The organism is Colwellia demingiae (assembly GCF_007954275.1).
Taxonomy (GTDB): Bacteria; Pseudomonadota; Gammaproteobacteria; order Enterobacterales; family Alteromonadaceae; genus Colwellia; species Colwellia demingiae.
On sequence record NZ_VOLT01000004.1, the window covers coordinates 253292 to 270946 of the forward strand.

The 17655-nt window shown below is 42.3% G+C and carries 10 protein-coding genes and 1 tRNA gene; 9 read left to right on the forward strand and 2 right to left on the reverse strand.

Annotation, left to right across the window (positions count from 1 at the left end):
* Nucleotides 1–54 precede the first annotated feature (54 nt).
* Nucleotides 55–645: a glycerol-3-phosphate 1-O-acyltransferase PlsY gene (gene plsY, locus ESZ36_RS09255; protein WP_146786703.1), complete on the forward strand. Its 591-nt coding sequence runs from the start codon at nt 55–57 to the stop codon at nt 643–645.
* A 389-nt stretch (nt 646–1034) separates the two neighbouring features.
* Here plsY and tsaD read toward each other — a convergent pair whose 3' ends face one another.
* Nucleotides 1035–2084, reverse strand: a complete 1050-nt coding sequence (gene tsaD / locus ESZ36_RS09265; protein ID WP_146786706.1) for a tRNA (adenosine(37)-N6)-threonylcarbamoyltransferase complex transferase subunit TsaD — start codon at nt 2082–2084, stop codon at nt 1035–1037.
* 423 nt (nt 2085–2507) lie between these two features.
* Between tsaD and rpsU the strand changes: the two genes are divergently transcribed.
* The 6 genes from rpsU to ESZ36_RS09295 all read left to right on the forward strand — a co-directional run bounded on the left by rpsU (nt 2508) and on the right by ESZ36_RS09295 (nt 8274).
* On the forward strand, nt 2508–2723 hold the full coding sequence (gene rpsU / locus ESZ36_RS09270) for a 30S ribosomal protein S21 (protein WP_011045067.1): 216 nt from the start codon (nt 2508–2510) through the stop codon (nt 2721–2723).
* A gap of 51 nt (nt 2724–2774) precedes the next feature.
* Nucleotides 2775–3224 carry a GatB/YqeY domain-containing protein gene (locus ESZ36_RS09275; protein ID WP_146786710.1) on the forward strand — a complete coding sequence of 150 codons (450 nt, stop codon included), beginning with the start codon at nt 2775–2777 and terminating at the stop codon, nt 3222–3224.
* A 245-nt stretch (nt 3225–3469) separates the two neighbouring features.
* Complete coding sequence (gene dnaG / locus ESZ36_RS09280; protein WP_146786713.1) at nt 3470–5227, forward strand: DNA primase; 1758 nt, start codon at nt 3470–3472, stop codon at nt 5225–5227.
* A gap of 217 nt (nt 5228–5444) precedes the next feature.
* Entirely contained in the window at nt 5445–7295 is a 1851-nt protein-coding gene (rpoD, locus tag ESZ36_RS09285; protein WP_146786716.1) for an RNA polymerase sigma factor RpoD, read from the forward strand.
* Between the two features lie 107 nt (nt 7296–7402).
* On the forward strand, nt 7403–8020 hold the full coding sequence (locus tag ESZ36_RS09290) for an outer membrane beta-barrel protein (RefSeq protein WP_146786719.1): 618 nt from the start codon (nt 7403–7405) through the stop codon (nt 8018–8020).
* Between the two features lie 177 nt (nt 8021–8197).
* A tRNA-Ile gene (locus ESZ36_RS09295) sits at nt 8198–8274 on the forward strand.
* A 179-nt stretch (nt 8275–8453) separates the two neighbouring features.
* Here ESZ36_RS09295 and ESZ36_RS09300 read toward each other — a convergent pair.
* The gene (locus tag ESZ36_RS09300; protein WP_146786722.1) at nt 8454–8753 is read right to left on the reverse strand and encodes a hypothetical protein; all 300 of its coding nucleotides are present in this window, start codon (nt 8751–8753) and stop codon (nt 8454–8456) included.
* A 230-nt stretch (nt 8754–8983) separates the two neighbouring features.
* Between ESZ36_RS09300 and ESZ36_RS09305 the strand changes: the two genes are divergently transcribed.
* Together ESZ36_RS09305 and ESZ36_RS09310 are read left to right on the forward strand one after the other, a co-directional pair.
* On the forward strand, nt 8984–9535 hold the full coding sequence (locus ESZ36_RS09305) for a hypothetical protein (RefSeq protein WP_146786725.1): 552 nt from the start codon (nt 8984–8986) through the stop codon (nt 9533–9535).
* Nucleotides 9535–17352: a cadherin domain-containing protein gene (locus ESZ36_RS09310; protein WP_146786728.1), complete on the forward strand. Its 7818-nt coding sequence runs from the start codon at nt 9535–9537 to the stop codon at nt 17350–17352. The genes ESZ36_RS09305 and ESZ36_RS09310 overlap by 1 nt, the downstream gene beginning before the upstream one ends.
* The last annotated feature ends 303 nt before the right edge of the window (nt 17353–17655 follow it).

The following is a 17655-nucleotide window of genomic DNA, read 5'->3' on the forward strand; positions in this document are numbered from 1 at the left end:
GATGAAGATAGAATATTAACCTTATAGTACTTAACAATGGATTTCGTCATTTAGATGTTGCTACTTACGCTCACTATGATCATTGCCGCTTACCTAATAGGCTCTATTTCGAGTGCTATTTTAGTATGCCGATTCTCAGGTCTTCCAGATCCTAGGACAACAGGGTCAAAAAACCCTGGCGCAACGAATGTGCTACGTATGAGCAATAAATTCATTGCTGCAACGGTATTATTTCTTGATATTCTTAAGGGGACTATTCCTGTTTGGGGAGCTTATTTTTTAAAAATAGATTCCCTATATTTAGGCTTTATTGGTGTTTCCGCTTGCTTAGGGCACATGTACCCAATATTTTTCAATTTTAAGGGTGGAAAAGCGGTAGCTACAGCGTTGGGTACTTTATTACCCATTGGTTTTACGTTGGGAGGATTGTTAATTCTTACATGGGTATCAGTGGTGAAGCTTACTAAATATTCCAGTCTAGCGGCCATTGTCACCGTCTCTATTGCACCACTTTATGTCTATTTCTTAAAACCGCTATATGTTTATCCAACTTTGATGCTTAGCGCTCTGATATTATTTCGCCACCGAGATAACATTAAGCGTTTACTTAAAGGTACAGAAAGTAAAATCACCCATAAAATTTAATAAGTCATCTATAAAACTTAGTAATCACCTATATACACGAATAGTGCACAGGTGATTAGTATTCTAGGTTTATACCCGTTCCACTTGAAGGTGCATGATTCAGCTGGAATTAGAAACGCCTTTAGGCAAGGCTTTGATTGAAGTGAATGGTTGCTCAGGAGAATATGCTCCTGCATTCTCTAATAAGCTGCATCCATGCAGCGTCCTTGTCGAAATCAATAACGCAGCATAAAGCGTTTCTAAACCAGCCCGTTGGGGAAGGCTGAGCAAATCATACTCTACGTTACATTTATTTTTAAGGGAATAACCCTTAATAAAAAAATGTGCCTTAATTATGAATCGCTCAGCCTTTCTGAAACGAGCACCTTCAAGTGGAGCGGGTATAGTTGTTATTTTACTGGAGGCAGCGAATCCAAAGCCCATCGAGGGTTAGCTTTAAAGGTTAAGTCGGCATCTGTACCTGCTTTTAAACGCTGTAAACCCGCATAAGCAATCATAGCGCCATTATCAGTACAAAACTCAGGACGAGGGTAAAAAACACTACCACCAAGTTTCTTTGTGGTTATTGCCAACTGCTCTCGTAAAGCAGTATTAGCGCTTACACCACCAGCAATCACCAATCGGCTTAATTTCTCTTGTTGCAGGGCTCGTTTGCACTTTATCGCTAAGGTATCTACCACTGCTTGTTGAAAAGCATGAGCGATATCGGCATTAGTTTGTTTCAGTTCTGTATCAGTTAAATCTGTGCATTCTTTACGAACTAAGGTTCCTGCCGCTGTCTTTAAACCACTAAAGCTAAAATCCAAGCCTGGTCTATCAGTCATAGGGCGAGGTAATTTAAAACGTCCTGCTTCACCGCTTTCAGCCATCTTAGATAACGCTGGTCCTCCAGGGTAGTCTAACCCTAGTAATTTAGCTGTTTTATCAAAAGCTTCACCGGCAGCATCATCAACTGATTCACCGAGTAGCTTGTATTCACCGATAGCATCGACACGTACCAGCATGGTATGTCCGCCAGAAACTAGTAAAGCGACAAAAGGAAATTCAGGTACATCATCTTCAAGCATAGGTGCTAATAGATGGCCTTCCATATGATGTACAGGAACAGCGGGTAGCTCCCAACCATAAGCCAAGCTTCGACCAATAGAGCAACCAACCAATAGTGCGCCAACTAAACCAGGGCCTGCAGTGTAAGCAACACCGTCTAAATCTTGAGGAGTAAGGTTGGCATCTGCTAATACTTGCTTAATTAAAGGAATAGTTTTGCGGACATGATCTCTTGATGCTAGTTCAGGCACCACGCCACCGTAATCAGCATGAACGGCTATTTGACTATATAAGCGATGGGCGAGTATGCCTTCAGGACTATCACCTAGGCCGTCATCATAAATGGCGATACCTGTTTCATCACAAGAAGTTTCAATACCCAAAATACGCATAAATATATAATCTCAAAAAAAGCTCAAAAAATAGGAAGTGTAACCAATAATTACTCGGTTAAATAACCATAAATATTAGCGAGGTAATTTTACTGTGTTTATAAGGTAGACACCAGCGTATTCAAACAAAGGTTGCCCTTTGGGCTCATTTAAAGCAGCTTTACTCATTGTCGCTCGTTTTTCACATAGAATACCAGAGTACAAAACTCGCGCCGCGATTAAAGGTGCTTAACATTGAATAAATTTAGTCCTGAAAGAGCAATAGGCCTTAAATTAATCTTTACATTGATGGGGGCTTAGCAGTAGAATACGGCACCAATTTTTAATAGAGTGGGTGTGGATGAGGCAAGCATTACAAATATTTGTATTGTTCAGTCGAAATCAGTCACCAATTTATATAGCTACCCTAAGGTAATAAAGTACATGCCAGTAATTAAAGTAAGAGAAAACGAACCATTTGACGTTGCATTACGTCGTTTTAAACGTTCATGTGAAAAAGCAGGAATCCTTTCAGAAGTTCGTCGTCGCGAATCTTATGAAAAGCCGACTTGGGAACGTAAACGTAAGAAAGCAGCTGCTGTTAAACGTGCTGCGAAGAAAGTTTCTCGTGAGAACGCTCGTCGCGTTCGCATGTACTAAGAATTATCTTAGTATAACTATTCTAAGAGATTGCCTACTATGGAGAGAAATATGTCACTTCTAAGTCAACTCAAAGATGAAATGAAAATTGCTATGCGAGCCAAAGACAAATTACGTCTTGGTGTAATTCGCATGGCGCTTTCTGCAATTAAGCTAGCAGAAATTGATCATAAAACCGAAGCAACTGATGAGAACATCGTTGTGCTTTTAACCAAAATGGTTAAACAGCGCAAAGAATCCATTAAGATGTTTACTGAAGGTGGTCGTGATGAATTGGCAGAAAAAGAAGCTGCGGAAGTCGTTGCTTTAAACTTTTTTATGCCGCAACCGCTTAGTGCAGAAGAAATTAATGAATTAATAAGCAAGGCAATCGTTGAATCTGGAGCAGCCTCTATGGCTGATATGGGTAAAGTGATGGCAGTGTTAAAACCTTTAATGCAAGGCAAAGCAGACATGGGCGCAGTAAGCGGTCAAGTAAGAGCAGGTCTTCAAGGTTTATAGTTAAGGCTTTATAGCGAATACTATATTTACTACATTAAAGAAAACCGTAATGGCTTTAGCTATTACGGTTTTTTTATGATTTTTTTTTAAGGTTTATGTCGCTGAAACTTAAAAATACCAGCAACTTTCTTACCAGTATTGTGTAGAATACTGGTGTAATACCAAACAGATTAATTCTCGCTAAGTAATCAATAAATTAGTCCTGTTGGTATATATTTTCCCTTTAAAGATGACTCTAAAACACTATGGCTGGACGCATTTCTCGACAATTTATTGATGACTTACTCAGCAGAGCAGATATTGTTGATCTAGTTGATGGCCGAGTACCGTTAAAAAAAGCGGGTAAAAATTACCAAGCTTGTTGTCCATTTCATAATGAAAAATCCCCTTCGTTTACTGTGAGCCAAGATAAACAGTTTTATCACTGCTTTGGCTGTGGTGAACACGGTAATGCTATTTCCTTTTTGATGGAGTTTGACCGCCTTGATTTTGTTGATGCGGTTGAAGAGCTTGCTTCTCATTGTGGAATGGAAGTTGTCCGAGAAGAAAATACTGCTAGCCCAGAAGAACAACGTCGACAGCAACAAGTTTACCAACAAAAACAAGATGACTATGAGCTAATGTCGCAAATTAGTCGTTTTTTTCAGCAGCAATTAAAAGTGGCTGATGATAAAGAAGTCGCTATAGATTATTTAAAAGGTCGAGGGCTCAGTGGTGAAGTTGTTAAGCGATTTGGTATCGGTTACATCAGTGATGCTTGGGACGGTATGATGAGTACCTTCTCACGTAATGGTCAGGCTAATCAGCAGTTAATTGATTTAGGGATGGCTATTGCAGGTGATAAAAAGCGGCCTTATGATCGCTTTCGTGGACGTATCATGTTTCCTATTAGCGATAAACGTGGACGAGTCATTGGCTTTGGTGGCCGCGTTTTAGGTGATGCAAAACCTAAGTACTTAAACTCTCCAGAAACACGTGTTTACCATAAAGGCCAAGAACTTTATGGTTTACATGAAGCTAAACAGGCTAATAAACAACTTAAGCGTTTGATTGTTGTTGAAGGTTATATGGATGTTGTGGCGTTAGCACAACATGGCGTTGATTACGCTGTTGCATCGTTAGGTACAGCGACAACTTTTGAACAATTACAAACCTTATTTCGCACGGTTCCCGATGTTGTCTGTTGTTATGATGGTGATAGGGCCGGACGTGAAGCTGCATGGCGAGCGATGGAAAATGCCTTACCGCTTATTCGAGACGGCTTTTCATTAAAATTTGTTTTTTTACCGGATGGTGAAGATCCAGATTCACTTATTCGTGAACAAGGGCAGCAAGCCTTTGAAAATATTATTGATAACGCTATGCCGTTATCCAAATTCCTATTTGAGCAACTCATGCAGAAAGTTGACATGAGTTCTCTAGAAGGAAGAGCGGCTTTAGTTGAGTCATTTCAGCCTTATTTATCAAAGCTTCCGGCCAGTATTTTAAAAGATGCAATGATTAATGAAGTTGCTAATAATTTTGGTACCGGGAGTGAGCACTTTCTTGCAAAGTTCACTAAAAGCTTAAAAGGTGAAGCAGTCAAGTCACCCGTTAAAGTCAGCACAAAAGTAACCCCCGTGAGGTTAGCACTTGCTTTATTGTTAGAACATCCCCATATAGCAAATAGCTTAGGTGAACTTAGTGTATTGCAGCCGTTAACTGCACCAGGAATACCGCTGTTAATGCAGGTACTTGGTGTGTGCCAGCAAAACCCTGATATTAAGTCACCGCAATTACTTGAATACTTTCGTGGTACAGAGCAAGGATCACAATTAGCAAAGTTGATGTGTTGGCAGCACCATGTAGAAGCCGATGCAGCAACCGATGTTTTTCTTGATAGTATTGAGAAGTTGCTGAATAACTTTGTTGAACAACGTGCTGAAGTATTATTACAAAAAGCACGAGCTGGACAAATGACTGCTGAGGAAAAGCAAGAGTTACAAGCAATACTCAATGCTTAACTCTTAGTTTTAGCTATACTTAGTAAGCACTAATGAGATTAGAGCTAATATATTAGCTTGAAATGTTAACACGCGATTAAGACAGGATATTTGCTGGTAACTGCGTTAAAAATTCGCTATAATTTCCGGCTTTATTGCGTCATTTATTAGCTTTTACTAATGTTTTAAACGCATATTTTACATCCCATATTTATAATATACAGGTGGACACTCGTCAATGGAACCAGCCCCTCAATCTAGACTTAAAGACCTGATAACCAAAGGTAAAGAACAAGGTTATTTAACGTTTGCGCAGGTTAATGATCATCTTCCACAAGACATAATCGACTCTGATCAAGTTGAAGATATCGTTAGTATGATTAACGATATGGGTATTCAAGTATTTGAAAATGCGCCGGATCAAGACACCTTGATGATGAGCGAAGGGAATACTGATGAAGATGCAGCCGAAGCAGCAGCACAAGCGCTTGCAACGGTAGAAAGTGAAATTGGTCGCACAACTGACCCTGTACGTATGTATATGCGTGAAATGGGAACTGTTGAACTTCTTACGCGTAAAGGCGAAATCGTCATTGCTAAGCGTATAGAAGAAGGCATTAAAGAAGTACAGCGCAGTGTTTCTGAGTATCCACCAGCGATAAACTACTTATTAGATATGTGGGATAACTTTGAAGCTGAAGAAGTTCGTCTAACTGATATTATTATTGGCTTTTTAGACCCTGATGCCGAAGATGAAGATGTACCAGCAGCAGCAACACATGTTGGTAGTGAATTATCTAAAGAAGAACTCGCTAATGAAGATAGCGAGAAGAAAGAAGGCGACGCTGAAGAAGAAGAGGAAGAAGAAGAAGATACTGGTCCAGATCCAGAGCTAGCACGTGAAAAATTTACTTTGTTACGTGAAGCCCATGAGAATGCTAGCACAGTAATAAAGAAAAAAGGCCGTGGTCATAAAGATGCTCAAGAAGCCATTGATGCAGTTGCCGAAGTATTTAAAGAATTCCGTTTAATCCCTAAGTTATTTGATAAGTTAGTTAAAAACATGCGTAGCATGATGGACAGATTACGTGTCCAAGAACGTTTGATCATGAAGCATTGTGTTGGTGCTGGCATGCCTAAAACGACGTTTATCAAAATATTCCCGGGTAATGAAACCTCAAAAGAATGGTTTGAAGCAGAAAAAGCTGCAGGTAATCCGTATTCAACGAAGCTTGGTGATATTGAGCATGATATTGGTCGTTGCATTTACAAACTTAACCAAATTGAAGAAGAAACGCACCTAAACATTCACGGCATTAAAGATATTAACCGTCGTATGTCAATTGGTGAAGCGAAAGCTCGTCGTGCAAAGAAAGAAATGGTTGAGGCAAACTTACGTTTAGTTATCTCAATTGCGAAGAAGTACACCAACCGTGGCTTACAATTTCTTGATTTAATCCAAGAAGGTAATATTGGCTTAATGAAGGCCGTTGATAAATTTGAATACCGTCGTGGTTACAAATTCTCAACTTATGCAACGTGGTGGATTCGTCAAGCAATCACTCGTTCTATTGCCGATCAGGCGCGTACTATTCGTATTCCTGTGCACATGATTGAAACTATTAACAAGCTAAACCGTGTTTCGCGTCAAATGTTACAAGAAATGGGACGTGAACCTACGCCAGAAGAATTAGCTGAGCGTATGGTAATGCCTGAAGATAAAATCCGTAAAGTATTGAAAATAGCTAAAGAGCCAATTTCAATGGAAACGCCAATCGGTGATGATGAAGATTCGCATCTAGGTGACTTTATTGAAGATGGTAGTGGAGAACTTCCTGTTGATTCAGCGACTTCAGAAAACCTTAAAGGTGCAACTCATGAAGTACTTGCTGGTTTAACTGCTCGTGAAGCTAAAGTACTTAGAATGCGCTTTGGTATTGATATGAATACTGACCATACGCTTGAAGAAGTCGGTAAGCAATTTGACGTTACACGTGAACGTATTCGCCAAATTGAAGCGAAAGCTTTGCGTAAGTTACGTCATCCATCTCGTTCAGAGCAGCTTAAAAGCTTCTTAGATGGTGAATAAAAACTAAAAATTTAAAATAGTCCTTTAAATTCTATTTTAAATAGACATAAAAAAGAGTAAGTTAGTAGCCTAGCTTACTCTTTTTACTTTATAAGATAGGAATCTTTATGCGCGTTATTTTAGCCATGTTTTGTGCACTTACCATCATATCTATGCCCACTATGGCAAAACCAGCACTAGAATTTGAAATTACTCCTTTGATTGGGTATCGCTTCGGCGGTGATTTTGATACGACTCAAGATAATATCAACAATCGAATAGAGTTAAGTGATGAAACTAGCTACGGTTTATTAACTGCTTGGTCTTTTGATCGAAAACGACAAGGTGAATTCTTAATAAGCCATTACAATACCAATTTCTCTGAGTCGAGTGATTTTTCTGCAAGCAATACGGGTCTTGGTATCACCTATGCCCACTTAGGCGGTAATGTGCCTATCTCTGAAGGACCGATTCCTTTTTATCTAACAGGCGGCCTTGGTTTAACTCACCTTGCTCCTAATGATAAACAACTCAGTAATGAAACACGTTTTTCAGTGAATATTGGTTTAGCTAGTAAAATTGAGCTAAGTGAACGATTTAGCCTAAGGCTAGATAGTCGTGTATACGGAACATTTTTTAATTCTGATAGCGCAATATTTTGTGATGTTGAAACTTGTGCGATATACATCTCTAGTAGTATTTGGGTTCAAACTGAAGTGAGTGTAGGGTTAACTTACCGATTTTAGTGCGAAGATACCTCTGTTTGTTTAAGAAATGAGCGGTCAGTAAAAAAACACGATTATTTAAAGTTCATTAGGTGACAATAAAATAAAAAATGCTTATACTGCACCCGCTTTGTTAGTTCACTCATTTAATTGCACCAACAAACGCGTTAGAAAATATCAGGCCAAACATGTGAAAATGGGCCTTTAGCTCAGTTGGTTAGAGCATCCGACTCATAATCGGCAGGTCCGCAGTTCAAGTCTGCGAAGGCCCACCATTTTCCTAGGCACATCTACAGTAAGCAATCACAAAGCTAATCAATAAGAAATCCAGCCAAGGTCTACTTGTAGGTCTAGTTAGGAATTTATTTTTACTATTTATCCCTGTCTAAATAATTAGTGCAAATGAGTCTTAAAATATCTTACGTTTATTTTCAATGTTATGATTAATGTCCATCTATTGATGTGCTAGTTTTTTAAGTGAAACACTTCCAATATCCTTGAAAGATAAAATATCTTTATCTTTCATTTTATCAAGCTGACAAATACTATTTATACCAGAAGATATCGAGCTATCTATTGATGTCTTATTTAGGCCATTAATTAAGTATAAATAACCATCTACATCAGAATAATTATCTATCTTTTCTTTGAAGTTAATAAAAGTATAATCATGTGATAACTCGATGTCTCTATCAGTAAATTGTACTAATAGAACATTTTTTTCGATGATTTGAATACCGTTTAGGTAGTTCATTTATTTTGTTGATTTAGTGATAACACCTTCCACTATTTTTCTGAAAATATTGATATACAATTAGTTATTTTTACTTCAATTATGCTCTTTACCATAAGCATTTTTTATCGGTATTTTACCTCTAGCTATATCTACTCGCCTCTATCTAGACTTTAAAAGAGCTATTAGCGTTAATTGTAGCTCTCTACTAAACTAATACCATGTCGTTGAGATAGACGAGATGGTTTCTTATGAACAATCACGAATTTAGACAAATTATTCATTCATTTTTTAATCTTACTGGCACACAAAAACGTGGGTTTCTTGATGTGGTTAAATCTGAGTTAAATCGTACTCAAACTAAATCAATGATTGAAAATATTAAAGGTGAAGTAATTTGTTTTGCACATTGCGTTAGTACTGCAATTTATCGATGGGGATATCGATGTTTAGCTGCGCAAACGGAAGCAAGATCTAATGAAGTCAGTGGAATAATAGAATCGGATGAAACCTTCTTTTCAGTATCACTTGAAGGAAATAAAACTATCTTCGAATGTGTATCTAGAAAACGTGGTAAACAAGGCGAACAAGGTTCTAACAAAGATAAAATAAAGGTACTCATTGTTAAAGAACGAAGCGATATAACGAAAGACTATATGCTTGGTTGGTGTGATTTTCTCGTAAATAGAAGCAGTAAAGCATTAAAAAAAGAAGCGTTGAGTATGGTATTCAATGGTGGATTAATTCAGGTATTTCAATCCTACAACATTCAACGCTATAACGCCGTTTTAAAGGGCATATAATGATAAAGTTAACTTTACTTGTTGAATTAGCAAATGGCGAACGTCAAACATTTTCTTTGGTCGAATTACAGATATTGACCGCATTAAATGGTGCAATTTATACGGTGGTTAAAGAAGGAACTCAACAAGCTCCTCAAGAGTTAGTGTTAAAGCGTAAAGATGATGATTTAGAAGTGGAGGTAGAAGGGGTAACTGTTGCTAAAGTTGAAGGCTTTTATAGTGAATCGATGACTGCGAATTTCTCAGCGGATGGTAGTTTTACGCCCGCTGAAGGGATGAGTGTCAGCAGTACGGATAAACCAGTTATTATTGAAGGCAATGAACCTATTGTTCGAAAATCACAAGAGGATAATGATTTTTTAGGACTGTCCCCTTTAACATGGGGTGTTGGCTTATTTGGCGCTAGTGTTCTTGTCTCCGTAGCGTTGGATGGTGATGATGAAGATTATCCAAGCTACCAGGTGACATTGAATCCAGTAGCTGGTCCTTTTAAGTCAATTGCGACTGTTACATTATATGATAAAGATGGTAATGAGCTGGCAAATAAAAAGCATGACTTTAGTGATGGACCGGTTGTTTTCACCATTGATAATGGTTATCAAGGACCACTATTAGCTAAGGTTGTCGATAGCAATGGGAGTGAAGGTGATTATCTGGATGAAACTACCGGGAAACTTGTTAGTTTAGGCGATTCGTCACTGCGTGCAATGGGACACACTGATGGCTTTGGTGATGTCATTATGAGCATTACTCCTTTAACTGAGCTTGCTTCGCGTCAGGCAGGTATTAGTGAAGACAATAAAGTAACAACAGAAAATGTTGCAGTAAACGCTGATGTTTCCAAGTTATTCGATGTTGAAGATATATTAGCCCCTGTAACAACTATCTTAGATGCCGATTATGACAGTTCAGATGGCCTTAATGCCGCAGAGCAGTACGGTAATATTTTGGCATTGTTATCAGGAACAGAGAATGCATTAGCAAGCTTGAATGGGGGTGATTCAACATCAACACTGAGTATTGATGTGACCATTAATAAAATAAGAACCGAGATAGAAACGCAGGCTAATGGTGAGTTGGCCTTTACGAAGTCTGGATTTGAATTACTGCAGGACGGAGTGGAGGCTTTTGAAGCGGGTGTGAATGCTGAAAAGGCTGATTTAGCCGCCGCATTGATTAAACCTCCTATCATTGATGCAGCGCAGGGCAGCGTTAATAAAGTAGAAAGTGAGGCTGGTGTAGCTGTTCAGGTAGCCAATGTAAAAATTGGCGATTCGGTTGTTATCCAATGGGGTAACCAATTTCATATTGTTGAAATTAGTGGTGCTGAGCTGCTAGATGGCGTAGCAACCATTTTAGTCCCAGGCTCAGTTATAAATGCTGGCGGTGAAGGACGTATTGAAGTTACCTCTCATATAAGCGAACAAGTTAGAAGTCCGGCAACTATTATTAATGTAGATACCATTAATGCAGTTTTTGATTCTGGCTCTCTTGCGACTGATTTAAATGAAAACAGTGGTACTCATCAGGTTGTTTATCAAGCAGTTACTAATGATGAGAATGCCAGATATAGCTTAACGGGTGATGATGCCGCTTTATTTGCCATCAACAGCATTACAGGTACGGTGATCTTAACTGCTAATCCTGATGATGAAAGCAAAGCTGATTACCGTTTTACCGTAGTGGCGAGCGATCTGGCAGGTAACAGTAGTGAGCAAGTGGTCACGCTCGATATTACTGATCTTGATGAAGTCGCGCCAATGATTACGTCGGCGGCGACGGCTAGCAGCATCCATGAAAATAGCGGCGCCAGTCAAGTGGTGTACACGATCACGTCGACTGATAGTGATGATGTTTCTGTAGGCACAACGGCTTACCGCTTAAAAGCCGGTGATGATGCCGCATTATTTACCATCAATAGCGGTACGGGGGTGGTGACCTTAACGGCCAATCCGGATGATGAAACCAAAGCGGATTACAATTTTACCGTGGTGGCAAGTGATGCCGCCGGTAACAGCAGCGAACAAGCGGTCTTGCTCGATATTACGGATCTTGATGATGTAGCGCCGAGGATTACCTCGGTGGTGACACCAATCGCCCTTGACGAAAATAGCGGAGCCGGCCAAGTGGTATATATGGTCACGTCAACCGATAGCGATGATGTTTCTACGGGCGCAACAGTTTATAGTTTGAAAGCTGGTGATGATGCGGCATTATTTACCATCAACAGCATTACCGGGGCGGTGATCTTAACGGCCAATCCGGATGATGAAACCAAAGCCGATTACAATTTTACTGTGGTGGCCACTGATACCGCGGGTAACAGCAGTGAACAAGCGATCACACTCGATATTATCGATCTTGATGAAGTTGCGCCGACGATTACCTCGGCGACGATAGCAACCGCCCTTGATGAAAACAGTGGTGCTGGCCAAGTGGTGTACACGGTCACGTCAACCGATAGCGATGATATTGCCACGGGCGCCACGGCTTATAGCTTAAAAGCCGGTGATGATGCGGCATTATTTACCATCAATAGCAGTACCGGGGCGGTGATCTTAACGGCGGATCCAGATAATGAAAGTAAAGCTGACTACAGCTTTACTGTGATAGCGACTGATACCGCGGGTAACAGTAGTGAGCAAGCGATCACGCTCGATATTACCGACCTTGATGATGTAGCGCCGACGATAACCTCGGCGGCGACAGCAACCGCCCTTGATGAAAACAGTGGTGCTGGCCAAGTGGTGTACACGGTTACGTCAACCGATAGCGGTGATATTGCCACGGGCGCCACGGCATACGGCTTAAAAACTGGCGATGATGCTGCATTATTTACTATCAATAGCAGTACCGGGGTGGTGACGTTAACGGCCAATCCGGATGATGAAACCAAAGCCGATTACAACTTTACCGTGGTGGCGACTGATACCGCGGGTAACAGCAGCGAACAAGCGATCACGTTTGATATTACCGATCTTGATGAAGTGGCACCAACTATCACTTCAGCTTCAAGCGCGACAGCCCTTGATGAAAACAGTGGTGCCGGCCAAGTGGTGTACACGGTTACGTCAACCGATAGTGGTGATATTGCCTCAGGCGCAACGGCGTATAGCTTAAAAACCGGGGAAGATGCCACATTATTTACCATCAACAGCAGTTCAGGAGCAGTGACGTTAACGGCAAATCCGGATGATGAAACTAAAGCCAATTACAGTTTTACCGTGGTGGCGAGTGATGCCGCCGGTAACAGCAGCGAACAAGCGATCACGTTAGATATTAACGATCTTGATGAAGTCGCGCCGACGATAACCTCGGCGGCGACAGCCACTGCCCTTGATGAAAATAGTGGTGCTGGCCAAGTGGTGTATACGGTCACGTCGACTGACAGCGGCGATATTGCCACGGGCGCGACGACTTACAGTTTAAAAACCGGTGATGATGCCGCATTATTTACCATCAACAGCAGCACAGGGGCAGTGACGTTAACGGCCAATCCGGATGATGAAGCCAAAGCAGATTACAACTTTAGGGTGGTGGCGAGTGATGCCGCCGGTAACAGTAGTGAGCAAGCGATCACGCTCGATATTACCGATCTTGATGATGTTGCGCCGACGATAACCTCGGCAGTGACAGCAAGCGCCCTTGATGAAAACAGTGGTGCTGGCCAAGTGGTATACACGGTCACGTCAACCGATAGCGGCGATATTACCACGGGCGCAACGGCTTACAGCTTAAAAACTGGTGATGATGCCGCATTATTTACCATCAACAGTAATACGGGGGAAGTGACCTTAACGGCCAATCCGGATGATGAAACCAAAGCGAATTATAATTTTACAGTGGTGGCAAGTGATGCCGCCGGTAACAGCAGCGAACAAGCGATCACACTCGATATTACCGATCTTGATGAAGTTGCACCAACGATCACTTCAGCTTCAAGCGCGACAGGTATTGATGAAAATAGCGGTGCTAGTCAAGTGGTATACACGGTCACGTCAACCGATAGCGGTGATATTGCCACGGGCGCAACAGCTTACAGCTTAAAAGCTGGGGATGATGCGGCATTATTTACCATTAACAGCAGTACGGGGGCAGTGACGTTAACGGCCAATCCGGATGATGAAACCAAAGCCGACTACAGTTTTACCGTGGTGGCGAGTGATGCCGCCGGTAACAGCAGCGAACAAGGGATCACGTTAGATATTACCGATCTTGATGAAGTGGCACCAACGATCACTTCAGCTTCAAGTGCGACAGCTATTGATGAAAATAGCGGTGCTGGCCAAGTAGTATACACGGTCACGTCAACTGATAGCGGTGATATTGCCACGGGCGCAACAGCTTACAGCTTAAAAACTGGGGATGATGCGGCATTATTTACCATCAACAGCAGTACGGGGGCAGTGACGTTAACGGCCAATCCGGATGATGAAACCAAAGCCGATTACAACTTTACCGTGGTGGCGACTGATACCGCCGGTAACAGCAGCGAACAAGCGATCACGCTCGATATTACCGATCTTGACGAAGTAGGGCCTACGATCACTTCAGCTTCAAGCGCGACAGCCCTTGATGAAAACAGCGGTGCTGGTCAAGAGGTGTACACGGTCACGTCAACTGATAGCGGTGATATTGCCACGGGTGCACCGACTTACAGCTTAAAAGCGGGAGATGATGCGGTATTATTTACCATCAATAGCAGTACGGGGGTGGTGATTTTAACGGCCAATCCGGATGATGAAATCAGACAAGATTACAACTTTACCGTGGTGGCGACTGATGGTGCCGGTAACAGCAGCGAAAAAGCGATCACACTCGATATTACGGACCTTGATGAAGTTGCACCAACGATCACCTCCGCTTCCAGCGCGACAGCCCTTGATGAAAACAGTGGTGCAGGTCAAGTGGTATACACGATCACGTCAACCGATAACGGTGATATTGCCTCGGGCGCAACGGTTTATAGCTTAAAAAACGGTGATGATGCCGCATTATTTACCATCAACAGCAGTTCGGGGGCAGTGACGTTAACGGCAAACCCGGATGATGAAACCAAAGCCGATTATAATTTTACTGTGGTGGCGAGTGATAGTGCTGGTAACAGCACTGAGCAAGCGATCACGCTCGATATTACCGATCTTGATGATGTTGCACCGACGATAACCTCGGCAGCGACAGCAACCGCTATTGATGAAAACAGTGGCGCTGGCCAAGTGGTATACACAGTCACGTCAACCGATAGCGGTGATATTGCCTCGGGCGCAACAGTTTATAGCTTAAAGAGCGGTGATGATGCGGCACTATTTACCATCAACAGCACTACGGGGGCGGTGACTTTAACGGCCAATCCGGATGATGAAACCAAAGCCGATTACAGTTTTATCGTGGTGGCGAGTGATTCGGCTGGTAACAGCAGCGAACAAGCGATCACGTTAGATATTACCGATCTTGATGAAGTTGGGCCAACGATCACTTCAGCTTCAAGCGCGATAGCCCTTGATGAAAACAGTGGTGCCGGCCAAGTGGTATACACGGTCACGTCAACCGATAGCGGCGATATTACCACGGGCACAACGGCTTACAGCTTAAAAACTGGGGATGATGCGGCATTATTTACCATCAATAGCGGTACGGGGGTGGTGACTTTAACGGCCAATCCGAATGATGAAACCAAAGCCGATTACAACTTTACCGTGGTAGCGACTGATGGTGTCGGTAACAGCAGCGAACAAGCGATCACACTCGATATTACCGATCTTGATGAAGTTGCACCAACGATCACCTCAGCTTCCAGCGCGACAGCCCTTGATGAAAACAGTGGTGCAGGTCAAGTGGTATACACGATCACGTCAACCGATAACGGTGATATTACCACGGGCGCAACGGTTTATAGCTTAAAAACCGGAGAAGATGCGGCACTATTTACCATCAACAGCAGTACCGGGGCAGTGACCTTAACGGCTAATCCGGATGATGAAACCAAAGCTGATTACAGCTTTACCGTGGTGGCGAGTGATGGTGCTGGTAACAACAGCGAAAAAGCGGTCACGCTTGATATTACCGATCTTGATGAAATCGCGCCGACGATCACCTCGGCGGCGACAGCAACCGCTATTGATGAAAACAGTGGTGCTGGTCAAGTGGTGTACACGGTCACGTCAACCGATAGCGGCGATATTACCATGGGCACAACAGCTTACCGGTTAAAAACCGGTGAAGATGCGGCATTATTTACCATCAACAGCAGTTCAGGAGAAGTGACCTTAACGGCAAATCCGGATGATGAAACTAAAGCCGATTACAGTTTTACTGTGGTGGCGAGTGATGGTGCTGGTAACAACAGCGAACAAGCGGTCACGCTTGATATTACCGATCTTGATGAAATCGCGCCGACGATCACCTCGGCGGCGACAGCAGCCGCTATTGATGAAAACAGTGGTGCTGGTCAAGTGGTGTACACGGTCACGTCAACCGATAGCGGTGATATTGCCTCGGGCGCAACAGTTTATAGCTTAAAGAGCGGTGATGATGCGGCACTATTTACCATCAATAGCAGTACAGGAGCAGTGACCTTAACGGCTAATCCGGATGATGAAACCAAAGCTGATTATAGCTTTACCGTGGTGGCGAGTGATGGTGCTGGTAACAACAGCGAACAAGCGGTCACGCTTGATATTACCGATCTTGATGAAATCGCGCCGACGATCACCTCGGCGGCGATAGCAGCCGCTATTGATGAAAACAGTGGTGCTGGTCAAGTGGTGTACACGGTCACGTCAACCGATAGCGGTGATATTGCCTCGGGCGCAACAGTTTATAGCTTAAAGAGCGGTGATGATGCGGCACTATTTACCATCAACAGCAGTACAGGAGCAGTGACGTTAACGGCAAACCCGGATGATGAAATCAAAGCCGATTACAGCTTTATCGTGGTGGCGACCGATGCCGGCAATAACAGTAGTGAACAAGTCGTCACGCTTGATATTAATGATCTGGATGAGGTCGCACCGATTATTAACAGTGTTGTATTAAGTGATACAGACTTAGCTAAAAGTGAAACGGCGACCTTAACAATTACTTTTAGTGAGGCGGTAACCAATTTTACTAACGACGACATTGATTTAACGGGTGCAAACGGCACACTGTCGGCAATTAGTACAAGTGATAGCGGCGTGACATGGACCGGTACATTTACACCAACAGACGGGATCACAGATACGAGCAATACTATAACCGTAGTCAATACGGGGATAGCTGATTTAGCAGGAAATGTGCCAACAGACGCCGTTACATCAGATAACTTCGCTATAGATACTACAGTGGTGGTCAATGAAGCTGTCGTGGTGTTTGATTTAGTCGGAGGGACTTCATCGGACCATTCAAGCCGAACATTCGATAGTAATACAACTTATACGATCTATATTAAGGTCGATTCGAGTGTTAGTACTTTACTCACTAATGAAAACAGTGCAAATGGGACATGGGGTTTATGGTCGGGGGCGGATAATTTGGGCAGCGATGACCGAGTGATAATCGCCGGGAATGGCTTGGATTTAAAAGGTGGAGCGGGTAACTTACCGGTGGCTTCAGTATCAGAAACGGTTAATGCATTAAATCTATGGACTACTGGTTCAACGACAGTCGTGGTTATTAATCAAGCGGGGATGTTGTTTCGTAATGTAGACGGAGAAAACGACACTTTTGATATTTGGACCGGAACAGTACTGAATATGCAGCTAGATGCTGGGGCAGGCAGCGACTTATACACTAATACCATGCCAGTAGGCATAATGACCAGCCAAGGTCTCGCGTAGCGCTCCATCGGTAAAGCTTGTCAGTTACCATTGTTAACAACACTGATCATAATCTGTCGCCAACGACATTGTTCGTTGGCTTGATAAACAGCGTTGTTTAGCGTGTTCGTAACGCTGACATATTTTTGTTATATCATGTTTTAGGCTCTGGGCGGCGGCATAAAACCTTTGTTCATTCATTTGATAACTTAGCCAATCAAAGCCTTTATAAATTCGTCCTATAAAGATTTTATTGGGATACTGCTTAAAACAAAAGTGAATAAACCTTGATTCAGTTAGAAATTAACTGATAACAACATAAAG

Bases quoted from the DNA above. Each gene is read 5' to 3' on its own strand.
- plsY (WP_146786703.1), top strand. From the start codon at position 55: ATGTTGCTACTTACGCTCACTATGATCATTGCCGCTTACCTAATAGGC.
- tsaD (WP_146786706.1), bottom strand. From the start codon at position 2,084: ATGCGTATTTTGGGTATTGAAACTTCTTGTGATGAAACAGGTATCGCC.
- rpsU (WP_011045067.1), top strand. From the start codon at position 2,508: ATGCCAGTAATTAAAGTAAGAGAAAACGAACCATTTGACGTTGCATTA.
- ESZ36_RS09275 (WP_146786710.1), top strand. From the start codon at position 2,775: ATGTCACTTCTAAGTCAACTCAAAGATGAAATGAAAATTGCTATGCGA.
- dnaG (WP_146786713.1), top strand. From the start codon at position 3,470: ATGGCTGGACGCATTTCTCGACAATTTATTGATGACTTACTCAGCAGA.
- rpoD (WP_146786716.1), top strand. From the start codon at position 5,445: ATGGAACCAGCCCCTCAATCTAGACTTAAAGACCTGATAACCAAAGGT.
- ESZ36_RS09290 (WP_146786719.1), top strand. From the start codon at position 7,403: ATGCGCGTTATTTTAGCCATGTTTTGTGCACTTACCATCATATCTATG.
- ESZ36_RS09300 (WP_146786722.1), bottom strand. From the start codon at position 8,753: ATGAACTACCTAAACGGTATTCAAATCATCGAAAAAAATGTTCTATTA.
- ESZ36_RS09305 (WP_146786725.1), top strand. From the start codon at position 8,984: ATGAACAATCACGAATTTAGACAAATTATTCATTCATTTTTTAATCTT.
- ESZ36_RS09310 (WP_146786728.1), top strand. From the start codon at position 9,535: ATGATAAAGTTAACTTTACTTGTTGAATTAGCAAATGGCGAACGTCAA.